Here is a 26,575-nt window from a genome sequence, read left to right as displayed (position 1 = left end):
ACAGTATGGGAATTATCATTTCGGCGGCAATCACCCGCACCGGTGGCGTCAGCTCGGTGAGGCAGGCGGCCGAGGCCGCCGGTGCCGCGCTCGACGCGGCGGGCTGTCCGCACGAGCAGGTCGACGCGCTCATCAATGTCGGGGTGTACCGCGACGCCAACCTGGTGGAACCGGCGGTGGCGGCCCTCATCCAGCAGGCCGCGGGCATCGGCCTCGAATACCGGCCCGGCGATGTGCCGTGCCTGTCGTTCGACCTGATGAACGGGGCCTGCGGTCCGGTGAACGCCATCGGGGTGGCCGCCTCGCTGCTGGCCGACCTGCCCAACGGGCACGTGGTGATCGTCTCCGGTGACGCGCATCCCTCGATGAGCCCGGACGCGCAGTTCCCGTTCCAACCCGTCGGCGCGGCACTGGTCCTCGAGAACCGCGCCGACGCCTACGGTTTCGGGGATGTCCACGTGAGCGCCGGTGACACGGTGCCCGCTGCGCAGGGATATGTCGCCCTGGCCGAGATGGGTGCCGAGGGCCGCTCCGCGCTGACTGTCGAACTCGCCACCGGCACAGCAGAACTCGTCGAGCACGCGGTGATCGCGGCACGTGACGCACTGGCCACCGACGGTCTCGACCCGGCCGATACAGTGCTGGTGTGCGGTAAGCCGACGCCCGACTTCGCCACCGACCTCGCACGCGAACTCGGCGTCGCGACGGTGGTGACCGACGACTTCGCCGGTGACGCCCACACCTCCGCCCTCACCGGTGCCTATGTCGCCGCGCGAGCGGCGGGACACGACAATCGCGCGCTGTTGTTCGTCGCCGCCGACGGCGGGCCGACGGCGGCGGCGGTGACCTACCGAGGACAGGGAGTGCGGTGAGCAGTCGTCCGTTGCACGCGGTCTCGGCCGAGGGCGAGTCCTGGCAGGTGAGCGTGCCCCAACCGGGTCGCCACCGGGCCGAACCCGCCCGTGCCCCGAGCCGCGAGGCGGTGCTCGCGCTGCGGGCCATCCCGATCTTCGGCTGGTTGTTCCTGATCCTCGGCGTGATCCGGCCCTTCCGCACCACGGTGCTCCGGGTGGCGTTCTGGATCGATGTGGTGCTCAGTGTCGGTGTGCACGCCGCCCAGATCCCGGCCGCGCGGCGGGTCGCCGCCGCACGCGGTATCCCGGCGGGCCGGGCGGCACTGATGACGATGTTGCTCGGCGCCACCTGGTGGAAGACCCTGGGCGAGCCATGATCCGCCGATACCCGTGACGACGCCGCTGTGGGTGGTGATCCCCGCGTTCGACGAGGAACGCGGGATCGAGGCGACGCTGGAAGCGATTGCCGCCCAACGCGACACCGATTTCACCGTGGTCGTCGTCGACAACAACTCGACCGATCGCACCGTCGAGGTCGTGCGGAAATTCGCCGCGGCGCACCCGGTCCCGGTGATCGAGGTGATCGACGAGGTACAGAAGGGCACCGGTGCCGCCGCCGACACCGGTATGCGATACGCGATCTCGCAGGGTGCCCGGCTGCTGGCCCGCACCGACGCCGACTGTCTACCCGCGCCGGACTGGACCCAGCGGATCCGCGCCGGGTTCGATTCCGGCCTGCGCCTGGTGAGCGGACAGCTGATCCCCCGGACCGACGAGGGAGTGTCCTGGTCGGACCGCACGATCATCCGGGTGGCGCTCGAGCTGGCGTCGCTGTTCGGCAAGATCAGGTCGGGCAATCGTGACCCGCGCTACCTCGGGCCGTATGTGATGACACCGGGGTGCAATATGGCCATCACCGCCGAACTGTATTCGGCCGCAGGCGGTTTCCCGCGCACCGCGATCGAGGAACTGCACGAGGACCGCGCGCTGGTGAACGCGGTGCGCACCATCACCACCGAGTACGGGCTGCGCCGCGACGTGCGGGTGTACGGGTCGAACCGACGGGTGCGCGCCTGGGGCATCCGCAAGACGCTGGCCTGGTACGCCGATCACCGGTACCGGCCCGAGGTGGTCGACATCCGGTGAGCTCGTCGTCCCCCGATTTCCTCGACCGTCTCGCCGCCCACGCCGCCCGGATTCCGGACGCCTCCGCGCTCGGCACCGTCGGCAAGCGGGCCCTCACCTACCAGGAGCTGGTCGACACGATCGGCCGGGTGGCCCACAACCTGCGGGTGGCCGGGTTGCGGCCCGGCGACCGGATGCTGTTCTCGATCCGCCCGTCGGTGAGTTCCGTCGGTTTGATCTTCGGCACCATCGCGGCGGGCGGAACCATCGTGTTCGTCGACCCCGGCGTGGGGCCGGAGTTGTTCGCCAGACGCATCGCGCTGGTCGAACCCCGCTGGGCGGCAACGGAATCGCTGCTCTACTCGGTGAGTGGCCCGCTGGCCCGCTTCGGGCGCGAGCGGGGGCTGGCCTTGCCACGGTTCGGCGACCTCGACGTACGGCACCTGCACAGTGGGGTGTGGTTGCCCGGCACGCCCTTGCGATCCCTGCCGCTACGGCGGATATTCGGTGACGCGCCGGATTCCGCGCTGCCCCAGGGCGATCCGGAATCCGAAGCGCTCATCGTATTCACCTCGGGGACCACCGACGAGCCGAAAGCCGTTGTGCACACGCGTGCTTCGCTCAGCGCGGGGCTCGCGGCCATGTGCGGGCAGACCAGTCTCGCGCCCGGCGCGTTCCTGCACACCGAACAGCTCATGATGGGCCTGCCCGCGCTGATGTCCGGCGCCCGCTGGGCCATGCCGCGATATCCCCTCTTCGGCACGCACATCGACCCGGTGCGGTTCACGCGTGACCTGCGCAGCGCGACCCACGCCTTCTACACACCCGCCGACCTCGCCGTCGCCCTCGACGCGCTGGAAGCGGGCCGCATCGCGGCACCTCGCTACCTCCGCCAGGTGGCGCTCGGGGGTGCGCCGGTGACCGCCGCGCTACTGCGCCGGGCACAGAAGTCGTTGCCCGCCACTGAATTCCTCGCCGTCTACGGCATGACCGAGATCCTGCCCGTCGCGGTCGCCACCGGCGCGGACAAGCTGGCCCACGACGGCGACCTGCTCGGCCCGCCCGTCCGCGGTGTCCGGGCACGTATCGCCGACGACGGCGAACTGGTCCTGAGCGGACCCAACCTGTGCCGGGGCTACCTCGGCGAACCACCGCTGACCGAGATCGCGACCGGCGACCTCGCCCGCTTCGACGGCACTCGCCTCGTCCTCACCGGGCGCAAGAAGGACATGATGATCCGGGGCAAGACCAACATCTACCCCGGACTCTACGAACCGGTGATCGCCGCCGTCGACGGCGTGCGCGACGCCGTCATGGTCGGGCTGCCCGACGAGATCGGCGACGAGCGCATCGTCCTCGCGATAGTCGCCGAGCCCGACGCGGGCGACGTGGTCGACCGTCTCCGCACTTCCCTCCCCCAGCTCATCGACACCTCCGCCCTCCCGGACGACATCATCACCGTCGACCACATCCCCGTCACCGGCCGCACGAGCAAACCCGACCGCACCGCGCTGCGGGAGATGGTGCGCGCCCGGCTGCACTGAGCACATTCCGTAGCATTTCGTACATGCTGTAGCAGCGGCGTACACTGGCTCCATGAGGCAGATCCAGCAACGCGACCTACGCAACGACAGCGGGAAAGTGCTGGCCGCTGTCGAAGCCGGGGAGAGCTTCATCATCACGCGCAACGGCAATCCGGTGGCCAAGCTCGAGCCATTGGTTCGACGGACATTCGTCCCGGTCTCCGAGCTGGCGCGCACCAGCGCCACATTGCCCGCTGTCGGATACGACCAGTGGCGAGCCGACCTCGACGCAATGATCGATCCTGAAGTCCCCGGCCGTGAGTGAGGCTGTCGAACCCCTCAACATTCTGCTCGATACTTCGGTCCTCGTCGACTACGCCGAGATCCACACCGCACTTCCCGGTCAGGCCGAAGCCGCGATCAGCGCAGTCAGTCTCGCCGAACTCGCAGCCGGGGTCCACGCGGCGAAGGACCCGGTGCATCGAGCCCAACGCCAACTCCAGTTCCACTGGGTGGTGCGAACATTCGACCCCTTGGTCTTCGACGCCGAAACGGCGCACGTCTACGGATCGTTGGCCCTACTGGTCGAACAACTCGGCCGTAAACCCCGCAGCCGCGTAGCAGACCTGCAGATCGCCGCGACAGCTGTCCAACACGCACTGCCGCTGTACACACGCAACCCGGATGATTTCAAGGGACTCGGCCCGCTGCTCAACGTTGTTCCGGTCTGAGATATCGCTACGCCGTGGCAGTGGCGATCATAGTGTCGGCGAGGGCTTCGATGGTTGCTCTGGGGACCATGGTGTCGACGTAGCAGAAGGTGATCGACAGGGTGTTGTCGAAAGTGGCGACACCCACGGTGAGGGCGCTGGCGCAGGAATTGGTTCCCGCGACGGTGACGTCGGCGATGTGCAGGGGCTCGGGTGGTCGCGGTGGGGTGATGCGGCCGAGGTTGCTGAGGGTGACGTTCCAGGGGGCGCGACGGTCGATGAGTTCGATGGTGCGTCGGCCGGATTCGAGAGTGCGGGGGCAGCCGTAGCGGATGGCCGCCAGTGCGCGGAGGTCGGTGTGGCGGGCGATCCCCTTGTCCAACTGGGCTTTCGCTGATCGTGCGGCGGACGGCAGGTCGGTGCCGAAGGGGACGAAGGTGGGGACCACGGCGGTGAACATGCCTGGTTCGTCCTCGGCGGGAGGGGGATTCAGTCGGGAGCGGATGTCGACCGGGACGCCCATGCCGACCACCCCGGAATCGCGCGGGGCGTAGTCGCCGATCGCTTCGGCCAACGCGGCCGCCAGCAGTGCGCTGACAGTGACGCTTTCGCGGTGGCAGCGGGATCGCAGTCCGGCGAGCAGGTCGCCGGTGATCGTGCGGACGACGGTGCGGGTGCGACGCATCCCCAACGGGGGTGGGACACCGGGCAGACTCACCGCACGGCGCGCGACGGCCCTGAGTTGGCCTGCCACATTAGTCCACAGGCAGCGGACCATCCGGGTCTGCGCGGGCGGAATCAGGTCGTCCGGGGCGGGAATCGCCGAACGGGTGGCGACCACCGGTTCGGCGCCGAACGCGTAGGCGAGCAACCGCCACACCAGCGCCACCATCGACCGCCCGTCGAGATACACGTGGGAGAACACCACGATCAGGTCGTGCTGCTCGTCCTCGGTGCCCGGCCGGAAGGCGAGGTCGACGATCCTGCCCGGGGAGGTCGCCAGGTCGACCGGTGTGGCGAGCTGGGTGTCGAACACCGTGCGCCAGTCGTCGAGATCACCGACGATGCGATGCAGTACCGGCAGATGCGGATCAGCGGAGGCGACGAAACACGGGCCCGCGCCGACCACCGACCGCAACAACGGGAATTCCGCGACCAGCGCCTCGGCCGCGGATTCCAGCCGATACGCACCGATCGCCCCACGCACCCGGATCCGCACCACACAATTCGCGGGCGACAACTGATCCACCAACCAGAACCAGCGCTCCGACGCCGACAACGCCCGCTCCACCGAGTCCGTGCGCACCGTCGCGCCCTCCCCTTCGTCAGAAAACGAGTCACGGCGAGCCTAACGAACCGGGGTCGGTTCGATACACGGCTCTTTCACAGCGCGTTACTACATGCGTATTATGGACTTATGGGTTTCGAGTGGCCTGATTGGGCGATCGCTCACCTGATCGGTATCGAACCCAGCGAGGTTCGGCAGGTCCTCGCAGCGTCACGACGGTGGCCACGCCCGGCCTTCGACGGCCAGGTGACCGTCCTGACGGTGTGGGGGCGCACCACGGCCGGGCGTCCGTTGATCGTGGTGACACGGCAGCGCGACGACTGGACGTGGGTGATCATCGGCGCACGGACGATGCGCGCCGAGGAACTGGCGCGATTCGAGCAGTGGGAAAGTGGGAATCCATCATGAGCGATCAGGACTTTCCGTCCAGCCGAGAAGAACTCGCCGACTTCATGGATCGGTTGAGTTTCTCCGACGAGCCCGCCGACGCGCCGCCCCGACTGCCCGCCAACGAGGACATCATGGTGACCACATCGATCCGGTTACCGCTCGGCCTGCATTCCCGGCTCAAGGATCTGGCCGACGAACGGCGCGTCGGAGTATCGACACTACTGCGCGAATGGGCCGAGGCCGCCGTCGCCGAAATCGACGACGAAGACCACATGATCTCCCTGGCCGAAGCCAAACGCGCCCTCTCCCGCGTCCACCCCATCCACCGAGCCAGCTGAACGGCCCTACTGGATCGGTGCAGTGTTCACGGGCGTCAGGACACGCACCGCGCAGGTGATGCCCGGCGCGTTCGCCAGCCTCGAATCGGTGGTGAGCAGATCGCAACCATAAGCCTCGGCCGCGGCGACATAAGCGGCGTCGTAGGCGGTCAGATTGTCGTGCAGTGCCCAGATTCTCGGGACGAGTACGCGCGTGACCGGAACTTCGGGGTCGAGTTTTTCCAACGCGGTGACAGCCCGAGCGGCCTGCTCGGAGGTGATGGTGCCCGCGCGGGCGAATCGGCGGATGACGGACAGAACCTCGACAGTCCAATGCTGCGGGGCGATCCAGCGATTGTCGGCTTCCAGGGCATCTCGGCAGACCGTACCGAGTGGGTCGGGGTTCAGGAGCCCGTGAACGAAGACCGAAGCGTCGACCACGATCACTCGCGCGCTCCCGGACCGTCCAACGCCGAGTCCCGCTCGCAGCGTTCATCGTCCAAGGCCACTAGCACGTCCTGAGCAGTGAACGCGACATCCCAGGTGGCGGGACTGAACTGCTTGAGCACCGCGATGTTGTCCTGACGCCGGGCTTCGTCGCGCACCAGATCGAAGAGGAATGCCTGCAAAGACTGGCCTCGCTGGCGAGCCAACGCGACCAACTGATCCCGCAGAGGCTCGGGAACGTCTCGAATCTGCAAGGCGACCATGCATGCAATTGTACATGCACGGTCGCGGTTGTGGCGATGCGCTGATGATGAACGCTGACACGGGCGCCGCCGCGACAGCCGGGATGCTCGTTGTGCTGAACAATCGAAACCACGCCCGAACGCGGGTTTCGTTGCGTACGGAACCTGCTGCGGGAGAGCAGTTTCCGGGTGCATTCCGACGCCGTGCGGACAGTGTTCACGGTGATACTCGCGATGCTTGTCGGGTTCGGTGCGGCGCCCGACGAAGAACACACCGTCGAGCTCGAAAGCGGAAATGGATCGGCTCCCCCGACCTGAGCGGCCAGCACATCGGTGCCGCCGCCGCGTCGATGTTCAACCGCACCGGCAAGACGGTCACCCTGTTCGCTGATGGGCGCCGCTCGCGGGCTCGTTTGCGCCCATCATGCAACTGCCGAGCTGACAGCGGTAGTGTCGTACGCGCCTGCGACGAGGAGGAGTTGACCAGTGACCGCAGTGCATCCAGACGAACCGCAAAGGATCACCGCCGAAGAGTTTCTCGGATCCGAGCCGGATGCCCTGAGCAGCACATTCGGCGATTTCGAGATCGTAGACGGGCTCGTTGTTCGGGCGATGGCGCAGAGTGAGGCGCACAGCAGGGTGGTGCGTAGGTTGGCCGCTGCTCTCGAAAATGCGCGTGACCCGGCTGGCCCATGCCTTCGGGTTGCCTCCGATGTCGCTGTACGTTTCGCAGATGCTGAGGACGGAGCAGCGGATCGCCGCCTCAATGTGCGGTACCCCGATATTTTTGTGCGCGATTGTGAACCGTACGACGTCAATTCGGTGCGTAGCCATATCGCCTTGGTTGTCGAGGTCGCCTCGCGCGCGACGGTGGACAGCGACACCGGGATCAAGCGACAACTATATGCCCGGGCGGAAATTCCGGTCTATCTGATCGTGCATTTCGACAAGAGCTGGGAATCCATCGATCGGATCGAGGAGTATCGGCTCGATTGGTCGGGGATGCGGTACATGCCGCATCGGGTTCACCGCACCGCGTTGGTTCTCGACAATCCGGTGACGTTGGCAATCACCTTCGACGCGTTGGATCGTCCGTAGGCATACAGCGAAGGCCCCCACAGAGAACCGTGGGGGCCTTCGCTATTCGAGAGAACTGGTCAGCGGCGACGCTTGCCCTTGGTTTCGGTGCGGGCGGCCTCGCGGCGTTCGCGGCGAGTGCCGGACTGCTGGGGGCGGCCGCCGTATTCCTGGGCGTCGGAGTGGGATTCGGCGCGGCCGTCCTCGGCGGGGCCCGAGTAGTTCAGGCCGCGGGGAGTGGACTCGTCGATGCCCTTGGCGCGCAGGGCGGGCGGGGCCTGGTTCTGGGGGGCGGCGTCCTGGGGGCGGGCGCCGACGGGGGAACGCAGGCCCTTGTCGATGGAGACGCCTTCGGGCTGGGGCTGCTGGACCTCGACCTGCAGGTTGAACAGGAAGCCGACCGACTCCTCCTTCAGACCCTCGAGCATGGCCGAGAACATGTCGAAGCCCTCGCGCTGGTACTCGACCAGCGGGTCGCGCTGGGCCATCGCGCGCAGGCCGATGCCCTCCTTGAGGTAGTCCATCTCGTAGAGGTGCTCACGCCACTTGCGGTCGAGCACCGAGAGCAGGACCTGGCGTTCCAGGTTGCGCATGGCGCCCTCACCGGCCAGGCCGTCGATTTCCTGTTCGCGCTTCTCGTAGGCGGTGTGCGCGTCGTCGAGCAGCGCGTCACGCAGTTCGTCGTGGGTGAGTTCGCCCGCCTCGCCGGTGGCGGTCTCGCCTGCCAGCTCCTTGTGGTCCAGGCTCACCGGGTACAGCGTCTTCAACGCGGTCCACAGCTTGTCCAGATCCCAGTCCTCGATGTATCCCTCGGCGGTCGCGCCGTCGACGTAGGCGGTGATCACGTCGGTGATCATGTTCTGGACCTGACCCTCCATGTCCTCGCCACGCAGGATCCGATTGCGCTCGCCGTAGATGACGGTGCGCTGCTGGTTCATCACCTCGTCGTACTTCAGAACGTTCTTGCGGATCTCGAAGTTCTGCTGCTCGACCTGGGTCTGGGCGCTCTTGATGGCCTTGGAGACCATCTTCGCCTCGATCGGCACGTCGTCGGGCAGGTTCAGGCGGTTCATGATCGCCTCGAGCGCGGCGCCGTTGAAGCGGCGCATCAGCTCGTCACCCAGCGACAGGTAGAACCGCGACTCACCCGGGTCACCCTGACGACCGGAACGACCACGCAGCTGGTTGTCGATACGGCGCGACTCGTGACGCTCGGTGCCGAGCACGTAGAGGCCACCGGCCTCGCGCACCGTCTCGGCGTCTTCCTCGGTCTGCTTCTTCACCTGCTCGAGCGCGGAATGCCAGGCGGCCTCGTACTCGTCGGGGGTGGTGACCGGGTCGAGGCCCTGCTTGCGCAGCAGGATGTCGGCGATGATGTCGGCGTTGCCGCCGAGCACGATGTCGGTACCACGACCGGCCATGTTGGTCGCCACGGTGACCGCGCCGGGCCGACCGGCCTCGGCGATGATCTGGGCTTCCTGCTCGTGGAACTTCGCGTTCAGAACGCTGTGCGCCACACCGCGTTTGGTGAACTGCTTGGACAGGTACTCCGAGCGCTCCACGCTGGTGGTACCGATCAGGACCGGCTGGCCCTTCTCGTGCCGCTCCACCACGTCGTCGACGACGGCGTTGAACTTGGCCTCTTCCGACTTGTAGATCAGGTCGGCCTGGTCTTTGCGGACCATCGGCTTGTTGGTCGGGATCGGCACCACGCCGAGGCCGTAGATCGAGTGCAGCTCGGCGGCCTCGGTCTCGGCGGTACCGGTCATACCGGACAGCTTGTTGTAGAGGCGGAAGTAGTTCTGCAGGGTGATCGTGGCCAGCGTCTGGTTCTCCGGCTGGATCTCGACCTTCTCCTTGGCCTCGATCGCCTGGTGCATGCCCTCGTTGTAGCGGCGCCCGACCAGGATGCGGCCGGTGAACTCGTCGACGATGATGACCTCACCGTCGCGCACGATGTAGTCCTTGTCGCGCTGGTAGAGCTCCTTGGCCTTGATGGCGTTGTTCAGGTAGCTCACCAGTGGCGAGTTGGCGGCCTCGTAGAGGTTGTCGATGCCGAGTTGGTCCTCGACGAACTCCACGCCCGCCTCGTGCACACCGATGGTGCGCTTCTTGATGTCCACCTCGTAGTGGACGTCCTTCTTCAGCAGCGGCGCGATGCGCGCGAACTCGGCGTACCACTTCGAGGAGGCATCCGCCGGGCCCGAGATGATCAGCGGGGTGCGCGCCTCGTCGATGAGGATGGAGTCGACCTCGTCGACCACGGCGAAGTTGTGCCCGCGCTGGACCAGATCGTCGAGCGAGTGGGTCATGTTGTCGCGCAGGTAGTCGAAGCCGAACTCGTTGTTCGTGCCGTAGGTGATGTCGGCGGCGTAGGCCACGCGGCGCTCGGCCGGGGTCATGCCACCGAGGATCACGCCGACCTCGAGTCCGAGGAAGCGGTGCACGCGGCCCATCCACTCGGCGTCGCGCTTGGCGAGGTAGTCGTTGACGGTGACCACGTGCACGCCGTCGCCGGAGATGGCGTTGAGGTATGCGGGCAGCACACAGGTCAGGGTCTTGCCCTCACCGGTCTTCATCTCCGAGATGTTGCCCAGGTGCAGCGACGCGCCACCCATGATCTGCACCTTGTAGTGCTTCTGGTTCAGCACGCGCCAGGACGCCTCGCGGGCCACCGCGAACGCCTCGAGCAGCAGATCTTCCAGGGTCTCGCCGTCGGCGTAGCGCTGCTTGAACTCGGCGGTCTTGGCGCGCAACTCGTCGTCGGTGAGCTGTTCGATCTCCTCGCCGTAGGCGATGACCTCGTCGGCGAGGTTCGACAGCCGCTTGACCATGCGGCCTTCACCAATCCGTAGCAACCTCGTCAGTGTCAGCGCAGGCACGGGTCTCGTCAGTCCTCTGGTCGGAGTCGGGTTCGGGCTAGTGAGCCACAGTGTTGTGGGCAATGGTAGTCCGCAGACCACCGTACCCGGCCGCACGGACCGGTGCCCGGTGTACCGGGTACTCACATCCGCCCAGGTCACGGCATTCGACGAGGGGGCTTGCCCGGCATCGCGATCGACCTACTGTGCCGTAGGATGTGGCGGGTGCCCGATCTGCGCCCCGACGGCGCGCGAAGCGTGCAACGGAAGGAGCATCGGAGCGCGTGATCACGAGATTGACGCCGCAGGACGCGGCGTTCTACCGGCTCGAGTCGAGCAGTAACCCCATCCACATCGGCTCTCTCGCGATCCTCCAGAACTCCGCCGCCGACGGATCCGGGCAGGTCCTGGACTACGAACAGCTCATCGAGCTGGTCGAATCCCGGCTGCCGTTGGTCCCGCGCTACCGCCGCAAGGTGCGCGAGATCCCGCTCGCCCTCGGTCGTCCGGTGTGGGTGGAGGACAGCCGATTCGACATCAGCTATCACATCCGTCGCTCCGCGCTGCCCGCTCCCGGCACCGACGAACAGCTCTACGATCTGGTCGCCCGGCTCGCGTCCCGGCCACTGGATCAGGGCAGGCCGCTGTGGGAGATGTATCTCATCGAGGGACTGTCCGGCGGACGCGGCGCGGTGTTCACGAAATCGCATTCGGCGCTCGTCGACGGTGACACCGCCCTCGAGATCGGTCACGTGATCCTCGACAACAGCCCGCTGCCACGCGAACTGGCCGACGACGCCTGGCGCGCGCCCCGCGAACCCACCGACGTGGAACTGCTCGCCGGTGCGCTGTCGCAGCTGGCCGCGCAACCACGCGAGGCGTACTCGGCGGTGCGCGACGCGGGCTCGAGCGCGTTCGGCGTGGTCCGCGGCGCCCGGATGGCGGTGCACGCCGCGGCCAACGCGGTTCGCGCGGCCACCTCGGGCGCACCCGACAGCCCGCTCAACGCCAGGACCTCGCGCAGCCGCCGCTTCGACGTGGTGCGCACCGACCTCGAGGACTACCGCCGGATCCGCAGGCACTTCGACTGCTCGATCAACGACACCGTGCTCGCCGTGGTCACCGGGGCACTGCGCAACTGGCTGCTCTCGCGCAACGAGGCACTGGTCGAATCGACGAATCTGCGTGCGGTGGTACCGATGTCGGTGTACGTCGACGGCGACAACCAACTGACCCCCGCCAGCGAGGTGTCCTCGTTCCTCATCGATCTACCGGTGGGCGAACCGAATCCGACGATGCGGCTCTCCCACATCTCGCACGCCACCGAGGCCGCGGGCAGGCAACGCCGTGGTGTGCGGGCCAGGACCCTCGTGCACCTGGCCGGTTTCGCCCCGGCCAGCCTGCACGCGATGAGCGTGCGCGCGGCGAGTACCTTCGCCGACAACACGTTCAACCTGGTGATCACCAACGCGCCGGGACCCCAGACCGCGATGTACATCGGCGGTGCGCGCATGCTGGAGATGTATCCGGTGTCGCCGCTGCTGCGCAATCAGACCCTGAGCTTCGGGCTCACCTCGTACGACGGTCAGGTCTTCTACGGACTCAACGCCGACCGCGACGCCATGGCCGATCTCGACGTCCTCGCGGCGTCGGTGCACGAATCGATGGAGGAGTTGCTCGGTGCCTGTCTCTGAGAACGCCAAGATACGCGTCTACATCCCGACGACGATCCCGATGCTGCGTCGACTGGTCGACGAGCGCCAACTGTTCCCGCTCGGCGCGACCGCCTTCGCGGTGACCCCCGCGCTGCGCGAGGCCTACGCCGCGGGCGACGACGACGAACTCGCCGAGGTGGCGATGTCGGAGGCCGCGCGCGCCTCGCTGCGGCTCATCGCCGCCGAACGCGACGGCCTCGACGACCTCGACGACGACGCCACCACCCCGGACGAAGCCGCGAACCCGGGCAGCCCGACCTACCGGCGCTGCGTGATCGCCGCCGACGTCACCGGCGCGAAACTGCGCCCCGACCTCGACGACGCCGTGGTGAAACTGGCCGGGCCGATCACCTACGACCAGGTGGCCTCGGTACACGTCGACCTGGCCGACGCCGAACCCCAGGTGGCCAAGGCGGTCGACGTGATCGACGCCGCCGACCTGGGCGACCCGGACGCGGAGTTCGTTCTCGGCGACGCCGAAGACCACCAGTTGGCCTGGTACGCGACCCAAGAACTCCCCTTCCTCCTGGATCTGCTGTGACATTGGCGGCTGGCGCCGCGGTTCTCGGCGCTGAACCCCGCCTCTTCCCTCCCTCCGGGCACTCCTTCGTCGCACCCTCCGGTCAGTCCAGAGGCGGGGACGCGCCGAGAACGCCCAGTCCTTCGGCTGGCGCCAAACCTACGATGCCGTAACCTGGCTGCGAGCGAGCCACCCCACGGGTGGCATTGATGCACGACAGGGAGAAAACGGCGGCATGGTCCTGAACAAGTTCCGGGAATGGCTCGAGGCACCGGCGGCGCAGGTCGCCGATCGCGGCGGCAAGCTGAACGTGCTACGCGGCGCGGTCGCCCGGGTGACCACACCCCTGCTGCCCGACGACTACCTGCACCTGGCCAATCCGCTGTGGTCGGCGCGGGAACTGCGTGGGCGCATCGTCGACGTGAAGAAGGAGACCGCCGACTCGGCGACGCTGGTCATCAAGCCGGGCTGGGGGTTCGACTTCAAGTATCAGCCGGGTCAGTACATCGGCATCGGCATCCTCATCGACGGCCGCTGGAACTGGCGTTCCTACTCGCTCACCTGCCCGCCGGACTGGACCGGCGAGGGTGGCAAGCGGCTCATCTCCATCGCCGTGAAGGCCATGCCCGAGGGCAAGCTCTCCAGCCACCTGGTCAACGGGGTGGCGGCGGGCACCATCGTCCGCCTCGCCGCGCCCCAGGGCGGGTTCGTGCTGCCCCAGCCGGTGCCGGAGAAGGTGCTCTTCCTCACCGCGGGCAGCGGCATCACCCCGGTGATGTCGATGCTGCGCACCATGGACCGCCGCGACGGCGTCCACGACGTGGTGCACGTGCATTCCGCCCCGACCGACGCCGACGTGATGTTCGGTGCCGAACTGCGCGCTCTGCACGACAAGCACCCGAGCTTCGTCTCGCACCTGCAGCTCACCGACGAACAGGGCCTGTTCGCGCTGGCAAGCCTGGACGAGCTGTACCCCGACTGGCGCGAACGCGAGACGTGGGCGTGCGGTCCCGCGCCGATGCTCGACGCCATCGAAGCGCACTGGCGGGCGGCGGGCATCGCGGACAAGCTGCACGTCGAGCGGTTCGAGGTGGAGCGCTCCGCGGTCGGTGAGGGTGGCACCGTCACCTTCGGCACCACCGGGCGCTCCCTCACCGTCGACGGCGCGACCAGCCTGCTCGAGGCGGGCGAGTCGGTCGGCGTGCAGCTGCCGTTCGGCTGCCGGATGGGCATCTGCCAGACCTGCGTGGTGACGCTGTCGGCCGGTCATGCCCGCGATCTGCGCAACGGTGACGAACGCCAGCCGGGCGACAAGGTTCAGACCTGCATCTCCGCCGCGGCGGGCGACTGCACACTCGACATCTGATCCAACCGTCACGCTTCGGTTACGGGTATCCTCGAATCATGCGCCGGTCATATGACTGACCGGCAGCGGCTGGTCTAGGCAGTGACGCCGCAGCGTCACCGCCGGACTCCTCGTGTGTGGACCGAGCGCAACGGCCGTCAACCGAACAAGAGAGGACCCCGGTGGCCATCACCGATATCCAGGCCTTCGCTCATCTGACGGCGGCCGACATCGAGACCCTGGGCAAAGAACTCGACTCGATCCGCCGGTCCGTCGAGACCTCGCGCGGCGAGCGCGACGCCAAATACATCCGCCGCACCATCGCCGCGCAGCGCGCCCTCGAGGTGGCGGGTCGCGCGGTCCTGTTCGGCAGCCGCAACCGCTGGGCCTGGCTCGGCGGTACGGCGCTGCTGTCGGTCGCCAAGATCATCGAGAACATGGAGCTCGGGCACAACGTGAGCCACGGGCAGTGGGATTGGATGAACGATCCCGAGATCCACTCGACCAGCTGGGAGTGGGACATGACCGGCACCTCGGCGCAGTGGCGTCGGGCGCACAACTACTCCCACCACACCTACACCAACGTGCTCGGCAAGGACGAGGACCTCGGTTTCGGCATCCTGCGGATGACCCGCGACGAGGCCTGGCACCCCAAGCACCTGGTGCAGCCCGCCGCCAACCTGCTGCTCGCCGCCACCTTCGAGTGGGGTATCGCCCTGCACGACCTCGGCATCGAGAAGGAACTGGCGGGCATCCCGGCCAAGCAGTTGCTCTCCGAGCCCAACAAGGATTTCGCGCGCAAGGCGGGCCGCCAGGTCGTCAAGGACTTCGTGCTCTTCCCGGCGCTCACCGGTCCGGCCTGGAAATCGACACTCAAGGCCAACACCACGGCCAACCTGGTGCGCAATCTGTGGGCCTACGCGGTGATCTTCTGTGGCCACTTCCCCGACGGCGCCGAGAAGTTCACCATCGAACAGCTCGACGGCGAGACCCAGGGCGAGTGGTACCTGCGCCAGATGCTCGGCAGCGCCAACTTCAAAGCGGGCCCGGCCATGGCGTTCATGAGCGGCAACCTCTGCTACCAGATCGAACACCACCTGTTCCCCGACCTGCCGAGCAACCGGTACCCGGAGGTCGCGGCCCAGGTCCGTCAGCTGTGCGACAAGTACGACCTGCCCTACACCACGGGTTCGCTCGGCAAGCAGTACCTGCTGGCCTTCCGCACCATCCACAAGCTCGCCCTGCCCGACCGATTCCTCAAGCGCACCGCCGACGATGCCCCCGAGACGTCCTCGGAGCGCAAGTTCCACGGCATCTCGCTGCCCGAGGCGCTGCGGGTCGATCCCGAGACGGGCAAGCGCCTCGGCCTGCGGTCGGCACTGCACGACGCCAAGGTGGCCCTCGAGGCGAAGGCCCGGCACGAGAAGGAAGTCCTGCGCGAGGCCAAGGCGGCGCTCAAGCAGCGGGCGAGGCAGGAAAAGGCCGCACTCCGGAAAAGGGCGCGCGGTCTCAGATAACATCTGCGTCTCGATTGCGCAATAGGACACATCCCACAATCCAGCACCGAAATCGCCAACCTACGCTCTCGTAACCTACGGTACTGTAACCGCCATGGCGATCTCGGATGTCAAGGAATACGCGCACCTCACCGCCGCGGATGTCGAAGCTCTCGGTGCGGAGTTCGACGCGATCCGCCGCGAAATCGAATCCTCGCGAGGCGAGGCCGACGCCCGGTATATCCGCAACGTCATCCGGTTACAGCGAGCCCTGGAGATCAGCGGCCGCACCGTGCTGTTCGCCAGCTTCCTACCCCCGGCCTGGCTGGCCGGGGTCGCCCTGCTCGGCACCGCCAAGATCATCGAGAACATGGAGATCGGGCACAACGTCATGCACGGGCAGTGGGACTGGATGAACGATCCGGAGATCCACTCCACCTCCTGGGAGTGGGACAACGCGGGCCCGTCGGCGCACTGGAAGATCACCCACAACTTCCTGCACCACAAGTACACCAATGTCCTCGGCATGGACGACGACATCGGCTACGGCCTGCTGCGCGTCACCCGCGATCAGCGTTGGATGCCGTTCTACCTGGGCAACCCGATTTACAACTTCCTGCTGCAGGCGCTGTTCGAGTACGGCGTCGCGATCCAGCACCTCGAGCTGGGCAAGGTGGCGAAGAAGAAGTGGGACAAGGACTCTCCGGAATGGAAGCAGTTCGACGCCGACCGCAAGCTGGTGCTCAAGAAGATCGGTAAGCAGGCCGCCAAGGACTACGTGATCTTCCCGCTGCTCACCGGCCCCTCGTTCTTCTCCACCCTCACGGCCAATTTCGCCGCCAATGTGGTGCGCAACGTCTGGACCAACGCGGTGATCTTCTGCGGCCACTTCCCCGACGGCGCCGAGAAGTTCACCAAGGCCGACATCGAGAACGAGACCCAGGGCGAGTGGTACCTGCGGCAGATGCTCGGCAGCGCGAACATCAGCGGCGGCCCGGTCATGCACTTCATGACCGGCAACCTCAGCCACCAGATCGAACACCACCTGTTCCCCGACCTGCCGAGCAACCGCTACGCCGCCATCGCGGTGCGGGTGCGCGAGCTGGCCGATAAGTACGACCTGCCCTACACCACCGGCTCACTGCCGGTGCAGTACTTCAAGTCGTGGCGCACCATCCTCAAGCTGTCGCTGCCGAACAAGTACCTGCGCCACACCGCCGACGACGCACCGGAGACCAAGTCGGAGCGCCTGTTCGAGGGCAAGGCCGTGCCGACGATCGACCCGGTGACCGGTCGCAGGCGCGGTCTGCGCACCGCGCTGGCCGCCGGACGACGGATGGCGCGTAAGTCGGCCTGAGCTCGCAATGCCACACTGCACCGGTGTGTGCTGAGCAACTGAGCGTCTACGACGCGATCCGGCTGCGTCGCGATGTGCGCGCCGAATTCACCGGCGACCTCGTCGACGACGACACGCTGTGGCGGATCCTGTCCGCCGCCCACCGGGCGCCGAGCGTCGGCAACTCCCAGCCGTGGGACTTCGTGGTGGTCCGCGACGCGGCGACCTTGCGTCGCTTCGCGGACCACGTGGCGGTCAAGCGGGCCGAGTTCCGCGACGCGTTGCCCGCCGACCGGGCCGCGACCTTCGACCCGATCAAGATCGAGGGGATCGTCGAGAGCGGTACCGGGATCATCGTCACCCACGACAACCGACGCGGTGGACCGCAGGTGCTCGGCCGGGCCAGCGTCCCCGAGACCGGCGTGTATTCGACGGTGCTCGCCATCCAGAACCTGTGGTTGGCCGCGACCGCCGAGCGGATCGGAGTCGGCTGGGTGTCGTTCTACGAGCCCGAGTTCCTGAGCGACCTGGCCGGACTGCCCGAGGGCATCACGCCCGTCGCCTGGCTGTGCGTCGGACCGGTGCGCGAATTCCAGCAGGTGCCGGATCTGGAACGGTTCGGCTGGCGGGCACGGCGGGCGCTCACCGAGGCCGTGCACTACGAGAAGTTCGGCGGCTGAACGTGATCCGGGCACCCGCGACGACGGGTGCCCGGAGTTCGGATGCGGTCAGACCAGCCGGATCAGACCGTAGTCGAAGGCGTGTCGGCGATAGACCACCGAGGGCTGATCGCTTTCCTTGTCGTGGAAGAGGAAGAAATCGTGCCCGACCAGTTCCATCTGGTACAGGGCGTCGTCGACCGTCATCGGCGTGGCCGGATGGTCCTTGGTGCGCACGATGTGGCCGGGACCCTCGTCCTGCGGCTCCTCCTCGTGCTCGTGCGCCACATGCCCGTTGGTCTGGGCGAACAGCGAGTCGTCGACCAGGGATGCCGTGGCCTGCGCTACCGAGACGGGCGTCTTGTCCCCGTAGTGCACCACCCGGCGCTTGTCCTTCGACCTGCGCAGCCTGCTCTCGATCTTCTGTGAAGCCGACTCGAAAGCGGCATAGAAGCTGTCGGCGCACGCCTCGGCCCGCACGATCGGGCCGCGCCCGCGTGCGGTGATCTCGACGCGCTGGCAGGCCTTACGTTGACGACGGTTGCGCTCGTGGAACAGCTCCACATCGAAGAGGAAGATCGACGGATCGAAACGCTCCAGCCGGGAGAGCTTCTCCGAAACATAGATTCGATAGTGGTCGGGTACTTCGACATTACGACCGGAGACCACCACTTCCGCGTGGGGTGTCCGAGTCGAGTCGGCGGCACCGTTTTCCAGTGCCGAAGGGTCAGCATCGTGCACTGATGCCCGTGCAGAAGTCGTCACGCGAGTACCTCCCGGATATGGCCGCACACCAGAGCGAGTGCGGCGGGATTGAGCTGTGCCGATCGGGAATCGCTCGACACCAGAGTTCGCGGCGCCACCTCCCAGAAGCTGTGTTGACTTGCGCCTTCGCGAGGGCCTCCGTGGTTACGCTGCGCTACCGCCTTCGGCCCGCCGCTTCAGGCGCGGTGTTCGGTGTGTGTTCGCGACGCTAGTCCGCCACGGACGAGTCCGCCACTGTTCACGCAAATTTCGCTGCGTCAAGCCGCACAGGTCACCAAAACAGCGCACGGATGTATGCCGATCCGGCTAAGAACACGTATCGATTCGGTGGCGGTGGCGCCGGTGGTCAAGACGTCGTCGACCAGCACTACCTCGGCATTCGCCGGAATCGCACCCAGTGCGGTGGCGGGGGACACGGCGATGATCTTGTGTGCGAGATTGTGCGCACGCTCGCGCGAGTCGAGCCCGACGGAATCGCGGACTCCTGGCCGCAGGCGAAGAAGACCGACCGCTCGGCAATCGATCAGCCACCGCGCGGCGCAGGCCGTGGAACGGGCGACGGGATCGCCACCGCGGCGCCTGGCCGCCGCTGCCCGGGTGGGCGCCGGAATCAGCACCAGGGGGCGATCAGCGGACCGTAACCGGGTCAATGCCGAGGCCAGGGCGACGCCGAGCGGGTCGGCCAGATCGCGTCGGCCGTGTTCCTTGGCGGCCAGCACCGCCCGCCGGGCCGGGCCCCGATACGGGCGAAGCGCCCAGCACGCGACGCCGGGATCGGTCCGCGGCCGCACCCGCACCGGCCCCGCCGCCAACTCCGCCGCGCACGCGGCGCACCACGGCGTGCCAACCCGCGCGCAACCGCCGCAGCGGACCGGCAGCAAGAGATCAACCAGAGCTCTCATAGCCGGTGAGCATGACAGCGGGCACCGACAGATTCAGCTCGGCAGGACCGGGACCACGCCTTCGCCGGTGAGCCCGGGCACCTCGCGCCAGAAACGGTCGGTGCGGGTGGGGTCGGCCGTTTGCAGTTGCAGCACCGCCCGGGAATCGGCGACGTACTGGGTGGACTGGGTCGCCGTGACCACCCGGACGGGCGGAGTCAGGTTCTGCGAGGTCACCGGGGTGAACTGCGAGCCGTCGATGGACACGGTGAACACCGGGTCGACGTTGCCCTCCCGGGCGACCATCAGGGTGTCACCGGTGACCCAGCTCAACGACACCGCGGGCGTACTGAGCCCGATCGCCACCGGCAGCGGCGAGGTGAGTGCGTATCTGCCGTCCGGCCTGCGTTCGATCACCGCCACGTACACCTTGCCGTCGGCGATCAACGCGGCCCGCACCCCGGTGCGCGACACGACCACCTCGGTGATCGGCGGTCGCGGCGCTCCCGCACCTTCGAACAGCGCCGAGGTGTCCACGTCCTGCAGCGACACATTGCCGGTGGCGCGGTCGGTGACCGCCCGCACCACGCGTTGCTCGTCGAGCACGGTCCACGCGGCACCGCCGTCCATGGTCCACGACGGCCGGGCGATACTCGCCGCCTCGACCACGCCGAACGCACCCGCGCCGTAGTTGCCGATCAGCAGGGTACGGCCGGGCTCCGGCGCCGGTCGTCCCGTGTCGGCGACGGCGGCGACGAACTGGCCGTCGGAGGAGATGCCGACCGACTGCAGGTTGGTCGCCTCACCGAACGCGCCGCTCGGCGCGACGATCCCGTCCGGCGTCACCTGGACGAGGGTGCCGTTGCGCAGCGCGTGCAAGCCGATCTTGTTCTGTCCAGCCGTCGCCGCGCTGAACTGGTCGACATCGGCGGCCGACCACCCGTTCGCGAAACGCTCGTCGAGCGGTTTGCCGTCGGCGAGCAGCACATACGGGCCGAGGATGTCGGCGCGCGAGAGGGTCGTCACCACCTGGGCGGCCAGCAGTTCACGCCCGCGCTGGTCGAGCGTCGCGATCCCGCCGAAATCGATGCGCACGCCACCGATCCCGACGCCCACTTCGCCGGGGTCGTTCTCCGCCTTGGTGATCGGGCTGCGCACCGCGGTGGGCGGGGCGAGCAGGTTGCGGACGACTCCGGCGATGCCGGGCTGTGGACCGCCGCTGAGCAGGCCGACGAGTCGCTCGGTGAGCTGCCCACGCGGCACCGAGATCCAGCGCGGATCGGGGACGAGCAGCTGCGCGGAGCTGTCGAAGTAGTACAGGACATAGCGCTGGTAGGTGCTCACGAACGACGCGGAATCCATCACCACACCGTCGGGTAGGTCGGTGATGCGCCACTCGCCGTCGATCTTGCTCATCTCGATCTTGTTCTCGAGCATGCCGTCGACGGCGCGGTAGGCGCCGTCGCGGCCGAGCTCGCCCACCTTGCGGGCGCGCACCACATAGGTCGCCCGATCGCCGGTGCGGGATTCGCGCAGCGTGTCGGGCCGGTCGACGATCGTGATGCTCGCCTCGTCGTTCCACTCCCCCGCCGTTTCGTCGCGCATGTACTGGCGGGCCGCGGCGTGCCGGTTGGTCGGGTCGGCGCTGGCACCGAGGAAGTCGCCGACCAGCAGGTCGGGGTCACGCCCCGGCTCCGGCGGCGGCGGACCGGCCGAGGTCGGCGCGCGCTCGATGGTGCCGAGCGCCTGCGGTGCCGACGATTCCGGCAGGCTCGCGCATCCGGTGAGGACGAGCAGACAGACAAGCGCGAACAGCCCGATCCCCTGGCGAACACCACCCGCTCTGCTCATGACTCTCGGTCTCCGGTCTCGGTCGCCGCGGCGTCCTCGTCGTTGTCGGCGTCGCGCTGGGGACTGTCGAGGACCTCGGGTTCCGGCTCGGCCTCCGGTAACGCGGGCACCTTGCGCAGCATCGGTTCCAGTGCCAGCGGGCTCGGGCCGAGTTTGCGGCCGCGCACCATCGGCAGCAGCAGCCGGAAGCTGGCTCCGACACCCGGATCGCCCCAGGCCTCCAGGCGACCTTCGTGCAGATTGGCGTCCTCGACACTGATCGACAGCCCGAGACCGGTGCCGCCGGAGCGGCGTACCCGCGAGGGATCCGAGCGCCAGAACCGGTTGAACACCAGCTTCTCCTCACCCGGTCGCAGGCCGACACCCTGGTCGCGCACGACCGTTGCCACGGCATTGGACTCGCCGTCGCCGCGCATCCGGATGAGGACCGGTTTGCCCTCGGAGTGGTCGATCGCGTTGGCGAGCAGATTGCGCAACACCCGTTCGACGCGGCGCGGATCGACCTCGGCGACCACCGGTTCCTCCGGCAGATCCACCACCAGCTCGACCCCGGCGTCCTTGGCCAGGTGCCGCACCGTCGTGATCGCGGCCCTGGCGCACATGCGGACGTCGAGGGACTCGATCTGCAGTTCGGCCACACCGGCGTCGTGGCGCGAGATCTCGAGCAGGTCATTGAGCAGACCTTCGAATCGGTCGAGCTCGTTGACCAGCAGCTCCGAACTGCGCGCGAGCGCGGGGTCGAGATCGTCGCTGGAACCATGGATGAGGTCGGCGGCCATGCGCACCGTGGTGAGCGGGGTGCGCAGCTCGTGGCTGACATCGGAGGTGAACCGGCGTTGCAGGTTGCCGAATTCCTCGAGCTGGGTGATCTGGTTGGACAGGCTCTCGGCCATCTCGTTGAACGCCTGCGCGAGCCGGGCCATGTCGTCCTCGCCGCGCACCAGCATGCGTTCCTTCAGCCTGCCGTCGGCGAAACGGCCCGCGATGCGGGCGGCCGACCGGATCGGCAGCACCACCTGCCGGGTGACCAGCGCGGTGATCGCGGCGAGCAACACCAACAGCACCACGCCACCGATCAGCATCGTGCCGCGCATCAGCGACAGGCTCGACTCCTCGCTGGCCAGCGGGAAGATCAGGTAGATCTCCAGCGTCGCGATCTCGGCGCTCGGACTGCCGATGATCAGCGCGCGGCCACGGTAACCGTCCGGGTCGGCGACAGTGGTGAACTGGTAGGACACCTGGCTGCGCTGCACGAACCGGCGCAGTTCCTGGGGCACCTCGGAGATGAGATCGGTGGTGATCTCCTGCGGCGGGGTCCCGCCGACCATGGCCAGCGCCGAGTCGAAACTACCGGCGGCGCCCGTGGATTGGCCGGTGCCGCCTCGGCTGGACAGCGCGCTGCGCGCGTCGGCCAGTTGCTGCTGGCGGCTGTTGGCGCCCTCGACACCGCTCAGCTCGTTCTCGATCGTGCTGCGCGCACGATCCATCTCCTCGACCGCCGCGTTGATCTTGGCTTCGAGGAGCCGGTCGGTGATCTGACCGGTCAGCACGACCCCGAGGATCGTGATCACGATGAGGGAGAGGGTCAGCGTGGAGACGATGACCCGCAATTGCAGCGAGCGACGCCAGAGGTGACCCAGCGCGGTGCCGATGGTCTGGAACCAGTCGAGCACCGGGGTCGCCCACCGCCGCAGCCGCGCGATGAGCCCGTCGGTCACCGCGGCGCCTCACAGCGACCGATCACGGCGGTCCGGCCTTGTATCCGACGCCGCGCACGGTCAACACGATCTCCGGGTTCTCCGGGTCCTTCTCGACCTTGGCGCGCAGCCGCTGCACGTGCACGTTCACCAGGCGGGTGTCGGCGGCGTGCCGGTAACCCCACACCTGCTCGAGGAGCACCTCACGGGTGAACACCTGACGCGGTTTGCGTGCCAGCGCCACCAGCAGGTCGAACTCCAGTGGGGTGAGCGAGATCTGCGTGCCACCTCGGGTCACCTTGTGCGCGGGCACGTCGATGACGATGTCGGCGATCGAGAGCAGCTCGGCCGGTTCGTCCTCGGTGCGACGCAGGCGCGCACGCACGCGGGCGACGAGTTCCTTGGGCTTGAACGGCTTGACGATGTAGTCGTCGGCGCCGGACTCGAGACCGAGGACCACGTCGACGGTGTCGGTCTTGGCGGTGAGCATCACGATCGGAACGCCGGAATCGGCCCGCAGGACGCGGCATACGTCGATGCCGTTCATGCCGGGCAGCATCAGGTCCAGCAAAACCAGGTCGGGGCGGATCTCCCGCACCGCCGACAGGGCCTGCGTGCCGTCGCCGACCACGTGCGGGTCGAACCCTTCCCCGCGCAAGACGATGGTCAGCATCTCAGCGAGTGCCATATCGTCGTCGACGACCAGAATCTTGGGCTTCATAATCCTATGTTGTCATCTTCCAGGCCAGGATCGGGCCGCCACGCCATTAATGGTGTGAACCCGTCGCTTATCCAACCTTATCCGGCAAGAATTTCCGTGCACACAGTGAGCAGCGCGGGCCGGTCGTGTTCGGATCGGTATGTCCACCACCGGCCGAACCAATCGCGATCGGCCAATTCACGATAGACCTCGCCGGTGCGCCGCTGCAGACCGCTGTCCTTCTCGTAGGCGTCGAGGGCTCGCGCGGTGTCGAGTTCGCCACGGCGCCGGGCACGTTCGGCGGCCACGTCGGTGCCGACGTCGAGCAGGACGGTGAGGTCCGGCGCCGGGCGCCCGAGCCTGCCATACTCCAGATCGCCCACCCAGGCGACGATTTCGCCGTCGGCGTCCTGCACTGCCCGGGCCGCCGAATAGGCGGCGTTGGAGGCGACCCAGCGATCGAGGATCACGATGTCGTTGGCGTCCAACAGGTTCGACAGCTCCGCGCTCGCGTCGGCGCGGTCGAGGGCGAACATGATCGCCATGGCGTTGATGGATCCGGCGAGATCGCCGTGCGCCCCGCGCAATGCCTCGGCCGCGAGGTCGGCGTGTATCGATCGGCCGTATCGCGGAAAGGCGAGACTGCCCGCCCGGAGCCCTTTCGCGGACAGTTCGTCGACGAGCCCGTCGATGAGCGTGCGTTTCCCCGCCCCGTCGAGCCCTTCCACCGCGATCAACACACCCATGCCGTGAGATTACCGCGCCGCATGCCACGCCCTTCGACGCGAGCCACTCCGGCGATTCCGGCCCATTCGGAGATTGTGAGGTGATTTCATTTCAGAGTCTGTTCTACCCAGGAGTCACCATGCGCTCACGCATCGCCCTGCACACCGCCGTCGCCGCCACGGCTCTCGGACTCGCTTTCGCCAGCGCGGGCACGGCCTCGGCCGCCCCCGTCGACCCGATCCGCCACGGTCACCACAACCACCCGGGCCTGCTCTCCGGCTCCGCGTCCGCGGGCTCCGCCGCCGCGGGGTCGGCCGCGCGCGGCTCGGCCGAACTGGCAGGCTGCCTCCTGCTCGAAGTCGTGGTACCCCTCCCCCTCTGCTTGCTGCTGAGCTGACCTTTCGGGCGCGGCCCGTGGCTCACGCGGGCCGCGCCCCGCTGTGCGGCCTGATCAGCATCCGCAACACCCCACCGCTGGGGCGGAGACGACGGTGGCCCGCCGACCGGAACGGTCGACGGGCCACCGGGTGTCGGCTCAGTAGCGGTAGTGGTCCGGCTTGTACGGGCCTTCCACGTCCACGCCGATGTACTCGGCCTGGTCCTTGGTGAGCTTGGTGAGGGTGCCGCCGAGGGCCTCGACGTGGATCTTGGCGACCTTCTCGTCGAGGTGCTTGGGCAGGCGGTAGACCTCGTTGTCGTACTCCTCCGGCTTGGTCCACAGCTCGATCTGGGCGATGACCTGGTTGGAGAAGCTGTTCGACATCACGAACGAGGGGTGTCCGGTGGCGTTGCCCAGGTTGAGCAGACGACCCTCCGACAGCACGATGATGGCCTTGCCCGAGTCGAAGGTCCACTCGTCGACCTGCGGCTTGATGTTGATCCGGGTCGCGCCCGAACGCTCCAGCGCGGCCATGTCGATCTCGTTGTCGAAGTGGCCGATGTTGCCGAGGATCGAGTGATCCTTCATCGCCTTCATGTGGTCGAGGGTGATGATGTCCTTGTTGCCGGTGGAGGTGATGACGATGTCGGCGTCGCCGATGGCCTGCTCCACGGTGACCACGTCGTAGCCGTCCATCAGCGCCTGCAGGGCGTTGATCGGGTCGATCTCGGTCACCTGCACGCGTGCGCCCTGGCCCGCCAGCGATTCCGCGCAGCCCTTGCCGACGTCGCCGTAACCGCAGATCAGCACCTTCTTGCCACCGATGAGCACATCGGTGCCACGGTTGATGCCGTCGATCAGCGAGTGGCGGGTGCCGTACTTGTTGTCGAACTTGGACTTGGTGACCGAGTCGTTGACGTTGATCGCCGGGAACACCAGCTCGCCCGCGGCCGCGAACTGGTACAGGCGCAGCACGCCGGTGGTGGTCTCCTCGGTGACGCCCTTGACCGAGTCGGCGATGGTGCCCCACTTGGTGTTGTCGCGCTCGAGGCTCTCGCGCAGCAGGTTCAGGAACACCGTGTACTCGGCGGAGTGGTCCGCGTCGGCGGGCGGGACGACCCCGGCCTTCTCGAACTGCGCGCCGCGCAGCACGAGCATGGTGGCGTCACCACCGTCGTCGAGGATCATGTTGGCGGGCTCGCCGGGCCAGGTGAGCATCTGCTCGGCGGCCCACCAGTACTCCTCGAGGGTCTCGCCCTTCCACGCGAAGACCGGCACGCCCTTGGGCTCGTCGACGGTGCCGTGCGGCCCGACGACGACCGCGGCGGCGGCGTGGTCCTGGGTGGAGAAGATGTTGCACGACGCCCAGCGGACCTGCGCGCCGAGGTCGACCAGCGTTTCGATCAGGACAGCGGTCTGCACCGTCATGTGCAGGGAACCGGAGACACGGGCGCCCTTCAGCGGCTGCACGTCGTGGTATTCACGGCGCAGCGCCATCAGGCCCGGCATCTCGTGCTCGGCCAGGCGGATCTCTTTGCGGCCGAATTCGGCCTGCGACAGATCTGCCACCTTGTAATCGATGCCGTTGCGGACGTCAGCGGTGAGCTCGGTGCGCGGGGAGAGTTCTGAGGTCGTCACGCAGGCAAGGCTACCGTCTGCGGGCGCTGCTGT

At 67.6% G+C, this 26,575-nt stretch carries 27 protein-coding genes; 16 read left to right on the top strand and 11 right to left on the bottom strand.

Features of this window, described 5'->3' with window-relative positions; all coding sequences use genetic code 11:
* The first annotated feature begins 5 nt into the window (after positions 1–5).
* The 6 genes from NC7_RS18935 to NC7_RS18910 are packed head-to-tail and all read left to right on the top strand — an operon-like array spanning position 6 to position 4,233.
* On the top strand, positions 6–872 hold the full coding sequence (locus tag NC7_RS18935) for a beta-ketoacyl-[acyl-carrier-protein] synthase family protein (RefSeq protein WP_067984949.1): 867 nt from the start codon (positions 6–8) through the stop codon (positions 870–872).
* Positions 869–1,231 carry a hypothetical protein gene (locus NC7_RS18930; RefSeq protein ID WP_236573481.1) on the top strand — a complete coding sequence of 121 codons (363 nt, stop codon included), beginning with the start codon at positions 869–871 and terminating at the stop codon, positions 1,229–1,231. Before NC7_RS18935 ends, NC7_RS18930 begins: the two co-directional genes overlap by 4 nt.
* A 13-nt stretch (positions 1,232–1,244) precedes the next feature.
* Positions 1,245–2,000, top strand: a complete 756-nt coding sequence (locus NC7_RS18925) for a glycosyltransferase family 2 protein (protein WP_084458599.1) — start codon at positions 1,245–1,247, stop codon at positions 1,998–2,000.
* Positions 1,997–3,523 carry a class I adenylate-forming enzyme family protein gene (locus NC7_RS18920; RefSeq protein WP_067984947.1) on the top strand — a complete coding sequence of 509 codons (1,527 nt, stop codon included), beginning with the start codon at positions 1,997–1,999 and terminating at the stop codon, positions 3,521–3,523. The genes NC7_RS18925 and NC7_RS18920 overlap by 4 nt, the downstream gene beginning before the upstream one ends.
* Before the next feature lie 52 nt (positions 3,524–3,575).
* The gene (locus NC7_RS18915) at positions 3,576–3,827 is read left to right on the top strand and encodes a type II toxin-antitoxin system Phd/YefM family antitoxin (RefSeq protein ID WP_067984945.1); all 252 of its coding nucleotides are present in this window, start codon (positions 3,576–3,578) and stop codon (positions 3,825–3,827) included.
* On the top strand, positions 3,820–4,233 hold the full coding sequence (locus NC7_RS18910; protein ID WP_084458598.1) for a type II toxin-antitoxin system VapC family toxin: 414 nt from the start codon (positions 3,820–3,822) through the stop codon (positions 4,231–4,233). The genes NC7_RS18915 and NC7_RS18910 overlap by 8 nt, the downstream gene beginning before the upstream one ends.
* Positions 4,234–4,240: 7 nt before the next feature.
* Here the strand turns inward: NC7_RS18910 and NC7_RS18905 are convergent, their stop codons facing one another.
* Complete coding sequence (locus NC7_RS18905) at positions 4,241–5,518, bottom strand: phthiocerol/phthiodiolone dimycocerosyl transferase family protein (RefSeq protein ID WP_067984943.1); 1,278 nt, start codon at positions 5,516–5,518, stop codon at positions 4,241–4,243.
* Positions 5,519–5,629: 111 nt separating this feature from the next.
* Here NC7_RS18905 and NC7_RS18900 point away from each other — a divergent pair, with 111 nt between their 5' ends.
* Positions 5,630–5,908 (top strand): hypothetical protein, encoded by a 279-nt coding sequence (locus tag NC7_RS18900; protein WP_067984941.1) that lies wholly within the window; start codon positions 5,630–5,632, stop codon positions 5,906–5,908.
* Positions 5,905–6,228: a hypothetical protein gene (locus NC7_RS18895; protein ID WP_067637425.1), complete on the top strand. Its 324-nt coding sequence runs from the start codon at positions 5,905–5,907 to the stop codon at positions 6,226–6,228. The genes NC7_RS18900 and NC7_RS18895 overlap by 4 nt, the downstream gene beginning before the upstream one ends.
* A gap of 6 nt (positions 6,229–6,234) precedes the next feature.
* Here the strand turns inward: NC7_RS18895 and NC7_RS18890 are convergent, their stop codons facing one another.
* A complete protein-coding gene (locus tag NC7_RS18890; RefSeq protein WP_067984939.1) occupies positions 6,235–6,654 on the bottom strand; it encodes a type II toxin-antitoxin system VapC family toxin in 420 nt (139 codons plus the stop codon).
* Positions 6,651–6,917, bottom strand: coding sequence for a hypothetical protein (locus tag NC7_RS18885; RefSeq protein ID WP_067984937.1), 267 nt, complete (start codon positions 6,915–6,917; stop codon positions 6,651–6,653). The genes NC7_RS18890 and NC7_RS18885 overlap by 4 nt, the downstream gene beginning before the upstream one ends.
* 465 nt (positions 6,918–7,382) lie before the next feature.
* Between NC7_RS18885 and NC7_RS18880 the strand changes: the two genes are divergently transcribed.
* Positions 7,383–7,994, top strand: coding sequence for a Uma2 family endonuclease (locus tag NC7_RS18880; RefSeq protein ID WP_067984936.1), 612 nt, complete (start codon positions 7,383–7,385; stop codon positions 7,992–7,994).
* 59 nt (positions 7,995–8,053) lie between these two features.
* On the opposite strand, the gene secA is transcribed toward NC7_RS18880, so the two are convergent.
* Positions 8,054–10,855 carry a preprotein translocase subunit SecA gene (secA, locus tag NC7_RS18875; RefSeq protein WP_084458597.1) on the bottom strand — a complete coding sequence of 934 codons (2,802 nt, stop codon included), beginning with the start codon at positions 10,853–10,855 and terminating at the stop codon, positions 8,054–8,056.
* Positions 10,856–11,118: 263 nt separating this feature from the next.
* Between secA and NC7_RS18870 the strand changes: the two genes are divergently transcribed.
* The 6 genes from NC7_RS18870 (at position 11,119) to bluB (ending at position 17,926) form a co-directional block, all read left to right on the top strand.
* Positions 11,119–12,528 (top strand): WS/DGAT/MGAT family O-acyltransferase, encoded by a 1,410-nt coding sequence (locus NC7_RS18870; RefSeq protein ID WP_067984932.1) that lies wholly within the window; start codon positions 11,119–11,121, stop codon positions 12,526–12,528.
* A gap of 40 nt (positions 12,529–12,568) precedes the next feature.
* Positions 12,569–13,090, top strand: coding sequence for a DUF6912 family protein (locus tag NC7_RS18865; RefSeq protein ID WP_174550248.1), 522 nt, complete (start codon positions 12,569–12,571; stop codon positions 13,088–13,090).
* Positions 13,091–13,304: 214 nt separating this feature from the next.
* On the top strand, positions 13,305–14,435 hold the full coding sequence (locus NC7_RS18860) for a ferredoxin reductase (RefSeq protein WP_067984931.1): 1,131 nt from the start codon (positions 13,305–13,307) through the stop codon (positions 14,433–14,435).
* A gap of 161 nt (positions 14,436–14,596) precedes the next feature.
* Positions 14,597–15,931, top strand: a complete 1,335-nt coding sequence (locus NC7_RS18855; RefSeq protein WP_067984929.1) for a fatty acid desaturase family protein — start codon at positions 14,597–14,599, stop codon at positions 15,929–15,931.
* Between the two features lie 94 nt (positions 15,932–16,025).
* On the top strand, positions 16,026–17,267 hold the full coding sequence (locus NC7_RS18850) for a fatty acid desaturase family protein (protein ID WP_067984927.1): 1,242 nt from the start codon (positions 16,026–16,028) through the stop codon (positions 17,265–17,267).
* Between the two features lie 23 nt (positions 17,268–17,290).
* Complete coding sequence (gene bluB / locus NC7_RS18845) at positions 17,291–17,926, top strand: 5,6-dimethylbenzimidazole synthase (protein ID WP_067984925.1); 636 nt, start codon at positions 17,291–17,293, stop codon at positions 17,924–17,926.
* Between the two features lie 48 nt (positions 17,927–17,974).
* On the opposite strand, the gene hpf is transcribed toward bluB, so the two are convergent.
* The 6 genes from hpf to NC7_RS18815 form a co-directional block, all read right to left on the bottom strand.
* Entirely contained in the window at positions 17,975–18,670 is a 696-nt protein-coding gene (gene hpf, locus NC7_RS18840; RefSeq protein ID WP_067984923.1) for a ribosome hibernation-promoting factor, HPF/YfiA family, read from the bottom strand.
* A 257-nt stretch (positions 18,671–18,927) separates the two neighbouring features.
* Positions 18,928–19,572, bottom strand: a complete 645-nt coding sequence (locus NC7_RS18835; protein WP_067984921.1) for a ComF family protein — start codon at positions 19,570–19,572, stop codon at positions 18,928–18,930.
* Positions 19,573–19,605: 33 nt separating this feature from the next.
* On the bottom strand, positions 19,606–21,402 hold the full coding sequence (lpqB, locus tag NC7_RS18830) for an MtrAB system accessory lipoprotein LpqB (protein WP_067984918.1): 1,797 nt from the start codon (positions 21,400–21,402) through the stop codon (positions 19,606–19,608).
* Complete coding sequence (gene mtrB / locus NC7_RS18825; RefSeq protein WP_084458596.1) at positions 21,399–23,120, bottom strand: MtrAB system histidine kinase MtrB; 1,722 nt, start codon at positions 23,118–23,120, stop codon at positions 21,399–21,401. Before mtrB ends, lpqB begins: the two co-directional genes overlap by 4 nt.
* A 22-nt stretch (positions 23,121–23,142) precedes the next feature.
* A complete protein-coding gene (gene mtrA / locus NC7_RS18820) occupies positions 23,143–23,820 on the bottom strand; it encodes an MtrAB system response regulator MtrA (RefSeq protein ID WP_067491393.1) in 678 nt (225 codons plus the stop codon).
* 77 nt (positions 23,821–23,897) lie between these two features.
* Positions 23,898–24,545: a dTMP kinase gene (locus NC7_RS18815; RefSeq protein WP_067984916.1), complete on the bottom strand. Its 648-nt coding sequence runs from the start codon at positions 24,543–24,545 to the stop codon at positions 23,898–23,900.
* 119 nt (positions 24,546–24,664) lie between these two features.
* Here NC7_RS18815 and NC7_RS18810 point away from each other — a divergent pair, with 119 nt between their 5' ends.
* The gene (locus NC7_RS18810; RefSeq protein ID WP_067984914.1) at positions 24,665–24,922 is read left to right on the top strand and encodes a hypothetical protein; all 258 of its coding nucleotides are present in this window, start codon (positions 24,665–24,667) and stop codon (positions 24,920–24,922) included.
* A gap of 138 nt (positions 24,923–25,060) precedes the next feature.
* Here the strand turns inward: NC7_RS18810 and ahcY are convergent, their stop codons facing one another.
* Complete coding sequence (ahcY, locus tag NC7_RS18805) at positions 25,061–26,542, bottom strand: adenosylhomocysteinase (protein ID WP_067984912.1); 1,482 nt, start codon at positions 26,540–26,542, stop codon at positions 25,061–25,063.
* Positions 26,543–26,575 lie beyond the last annotated feature (33 nt).

The sequence above is a fragment of the Nocardia caishijiensis NBRC 108228 genome, from assembly GCF_001612825.1.
Classification (GTDB): Bacteria; Actinomycetota; Actinomycetes; order Mycobacteriales; family Mycobacteriaceae; genus Nocardia; species Nocardia caishijiensis.
This window is presented reverse-complemented; position numbering and strand designations above follow the sequence as displayed.

Bases quoted from the DNA above. Each gene is read 5' to 3' on its own strand.
- NC7_RS18935 (WP_067984949.1), top strand. From the start codon at position 6: ATGGGAATTATCATTTCGGCGGCAATCACCCGCACCGGTGGCGTCAGC.
- NC7_RS18915 (WP_067984945.1), top strand. From the start codon at position 3,576: ATGAGGCAGATCCAGCAACGCGACCTACGCAACGACAGCGGGAAAGTG.
- NC7_RS18900 (WP_067984941.1), top strand. From the start codon at position 5,630: ATGGGTTTCGAGTGGCCTGATTGGGCGATCGCTCACCTGATCGGTATC.
- NC7_RS18895 (WP_067637425.1), top strand. From the start codon at position 5,905: ATGAGCGATCAGGACTTTCCGTCCAGCCGAGAAGAACTCGCCGACTTC.
- NC7_RS18885 (WP_067984937.1), bottom strand. From the start codon at position 6,917: ATGGTCGCCTTGCAGATTCGAGACGTTCCCGAGCCTCTGCGGGATCAG.
- NC7_RS18865 (WP_174550248.1), top strand. From the start codon at position 12,569: ATGCTGCGTCGACTGGTCGACGAGCGCCAACTGTTCCCGCTCGGCGCG.
- NC7_RS18860 (WP_067984931.1), top strand. From the start codon at position 13,305: ATGGTCCTGAACAAGTTCCGGGAATGGCTCGAGGCACCGGCGGCGCAG.
- NC7_RS18850 (WP_067984927.1), top strand. From the start codon at position 16,026: ATGGCGATCTCGGATGTCAAGGAATACGCGCACCTCACCGCCGCGGAT.
- NC7_RS18835 (WP_067984921.1), bottom strand. From the start codon at position 19,572: ATGAGAGCTCTGGTTGATCTCTTGCTGCCGGTCCGCTGCGGCGGTTGC.
- lpqB (WP_067984918.1), bottom strand. From the start codon at position 21,402: ATGAGCAGAGCGGGTGGTGTTCGCCAGGGGATCGGGCTGTTCGCGCTT.
- mtrA (WP_067491393.1), bottom strand. From the start codon at position 23,820: ATGAAGCCCAAGATTCTGGTCGTCGACGACGATATGGCACTCGCTGAG.
- NC7_RS18815 (WP_067984916.1), bottom strand. From the start codon at position 24,545: ATGGGTGTGTTGATCGCGGTGGAAGGGCTCGACGGGGCGGGGAAACGC.
- NC7_RS18810 (WP_067984914.1), top strand. From the start codon at position 24,665: ATGCGCTCACGCATCGCCCTGCACACCGCCGTCGCCGCCACGGCTCTC.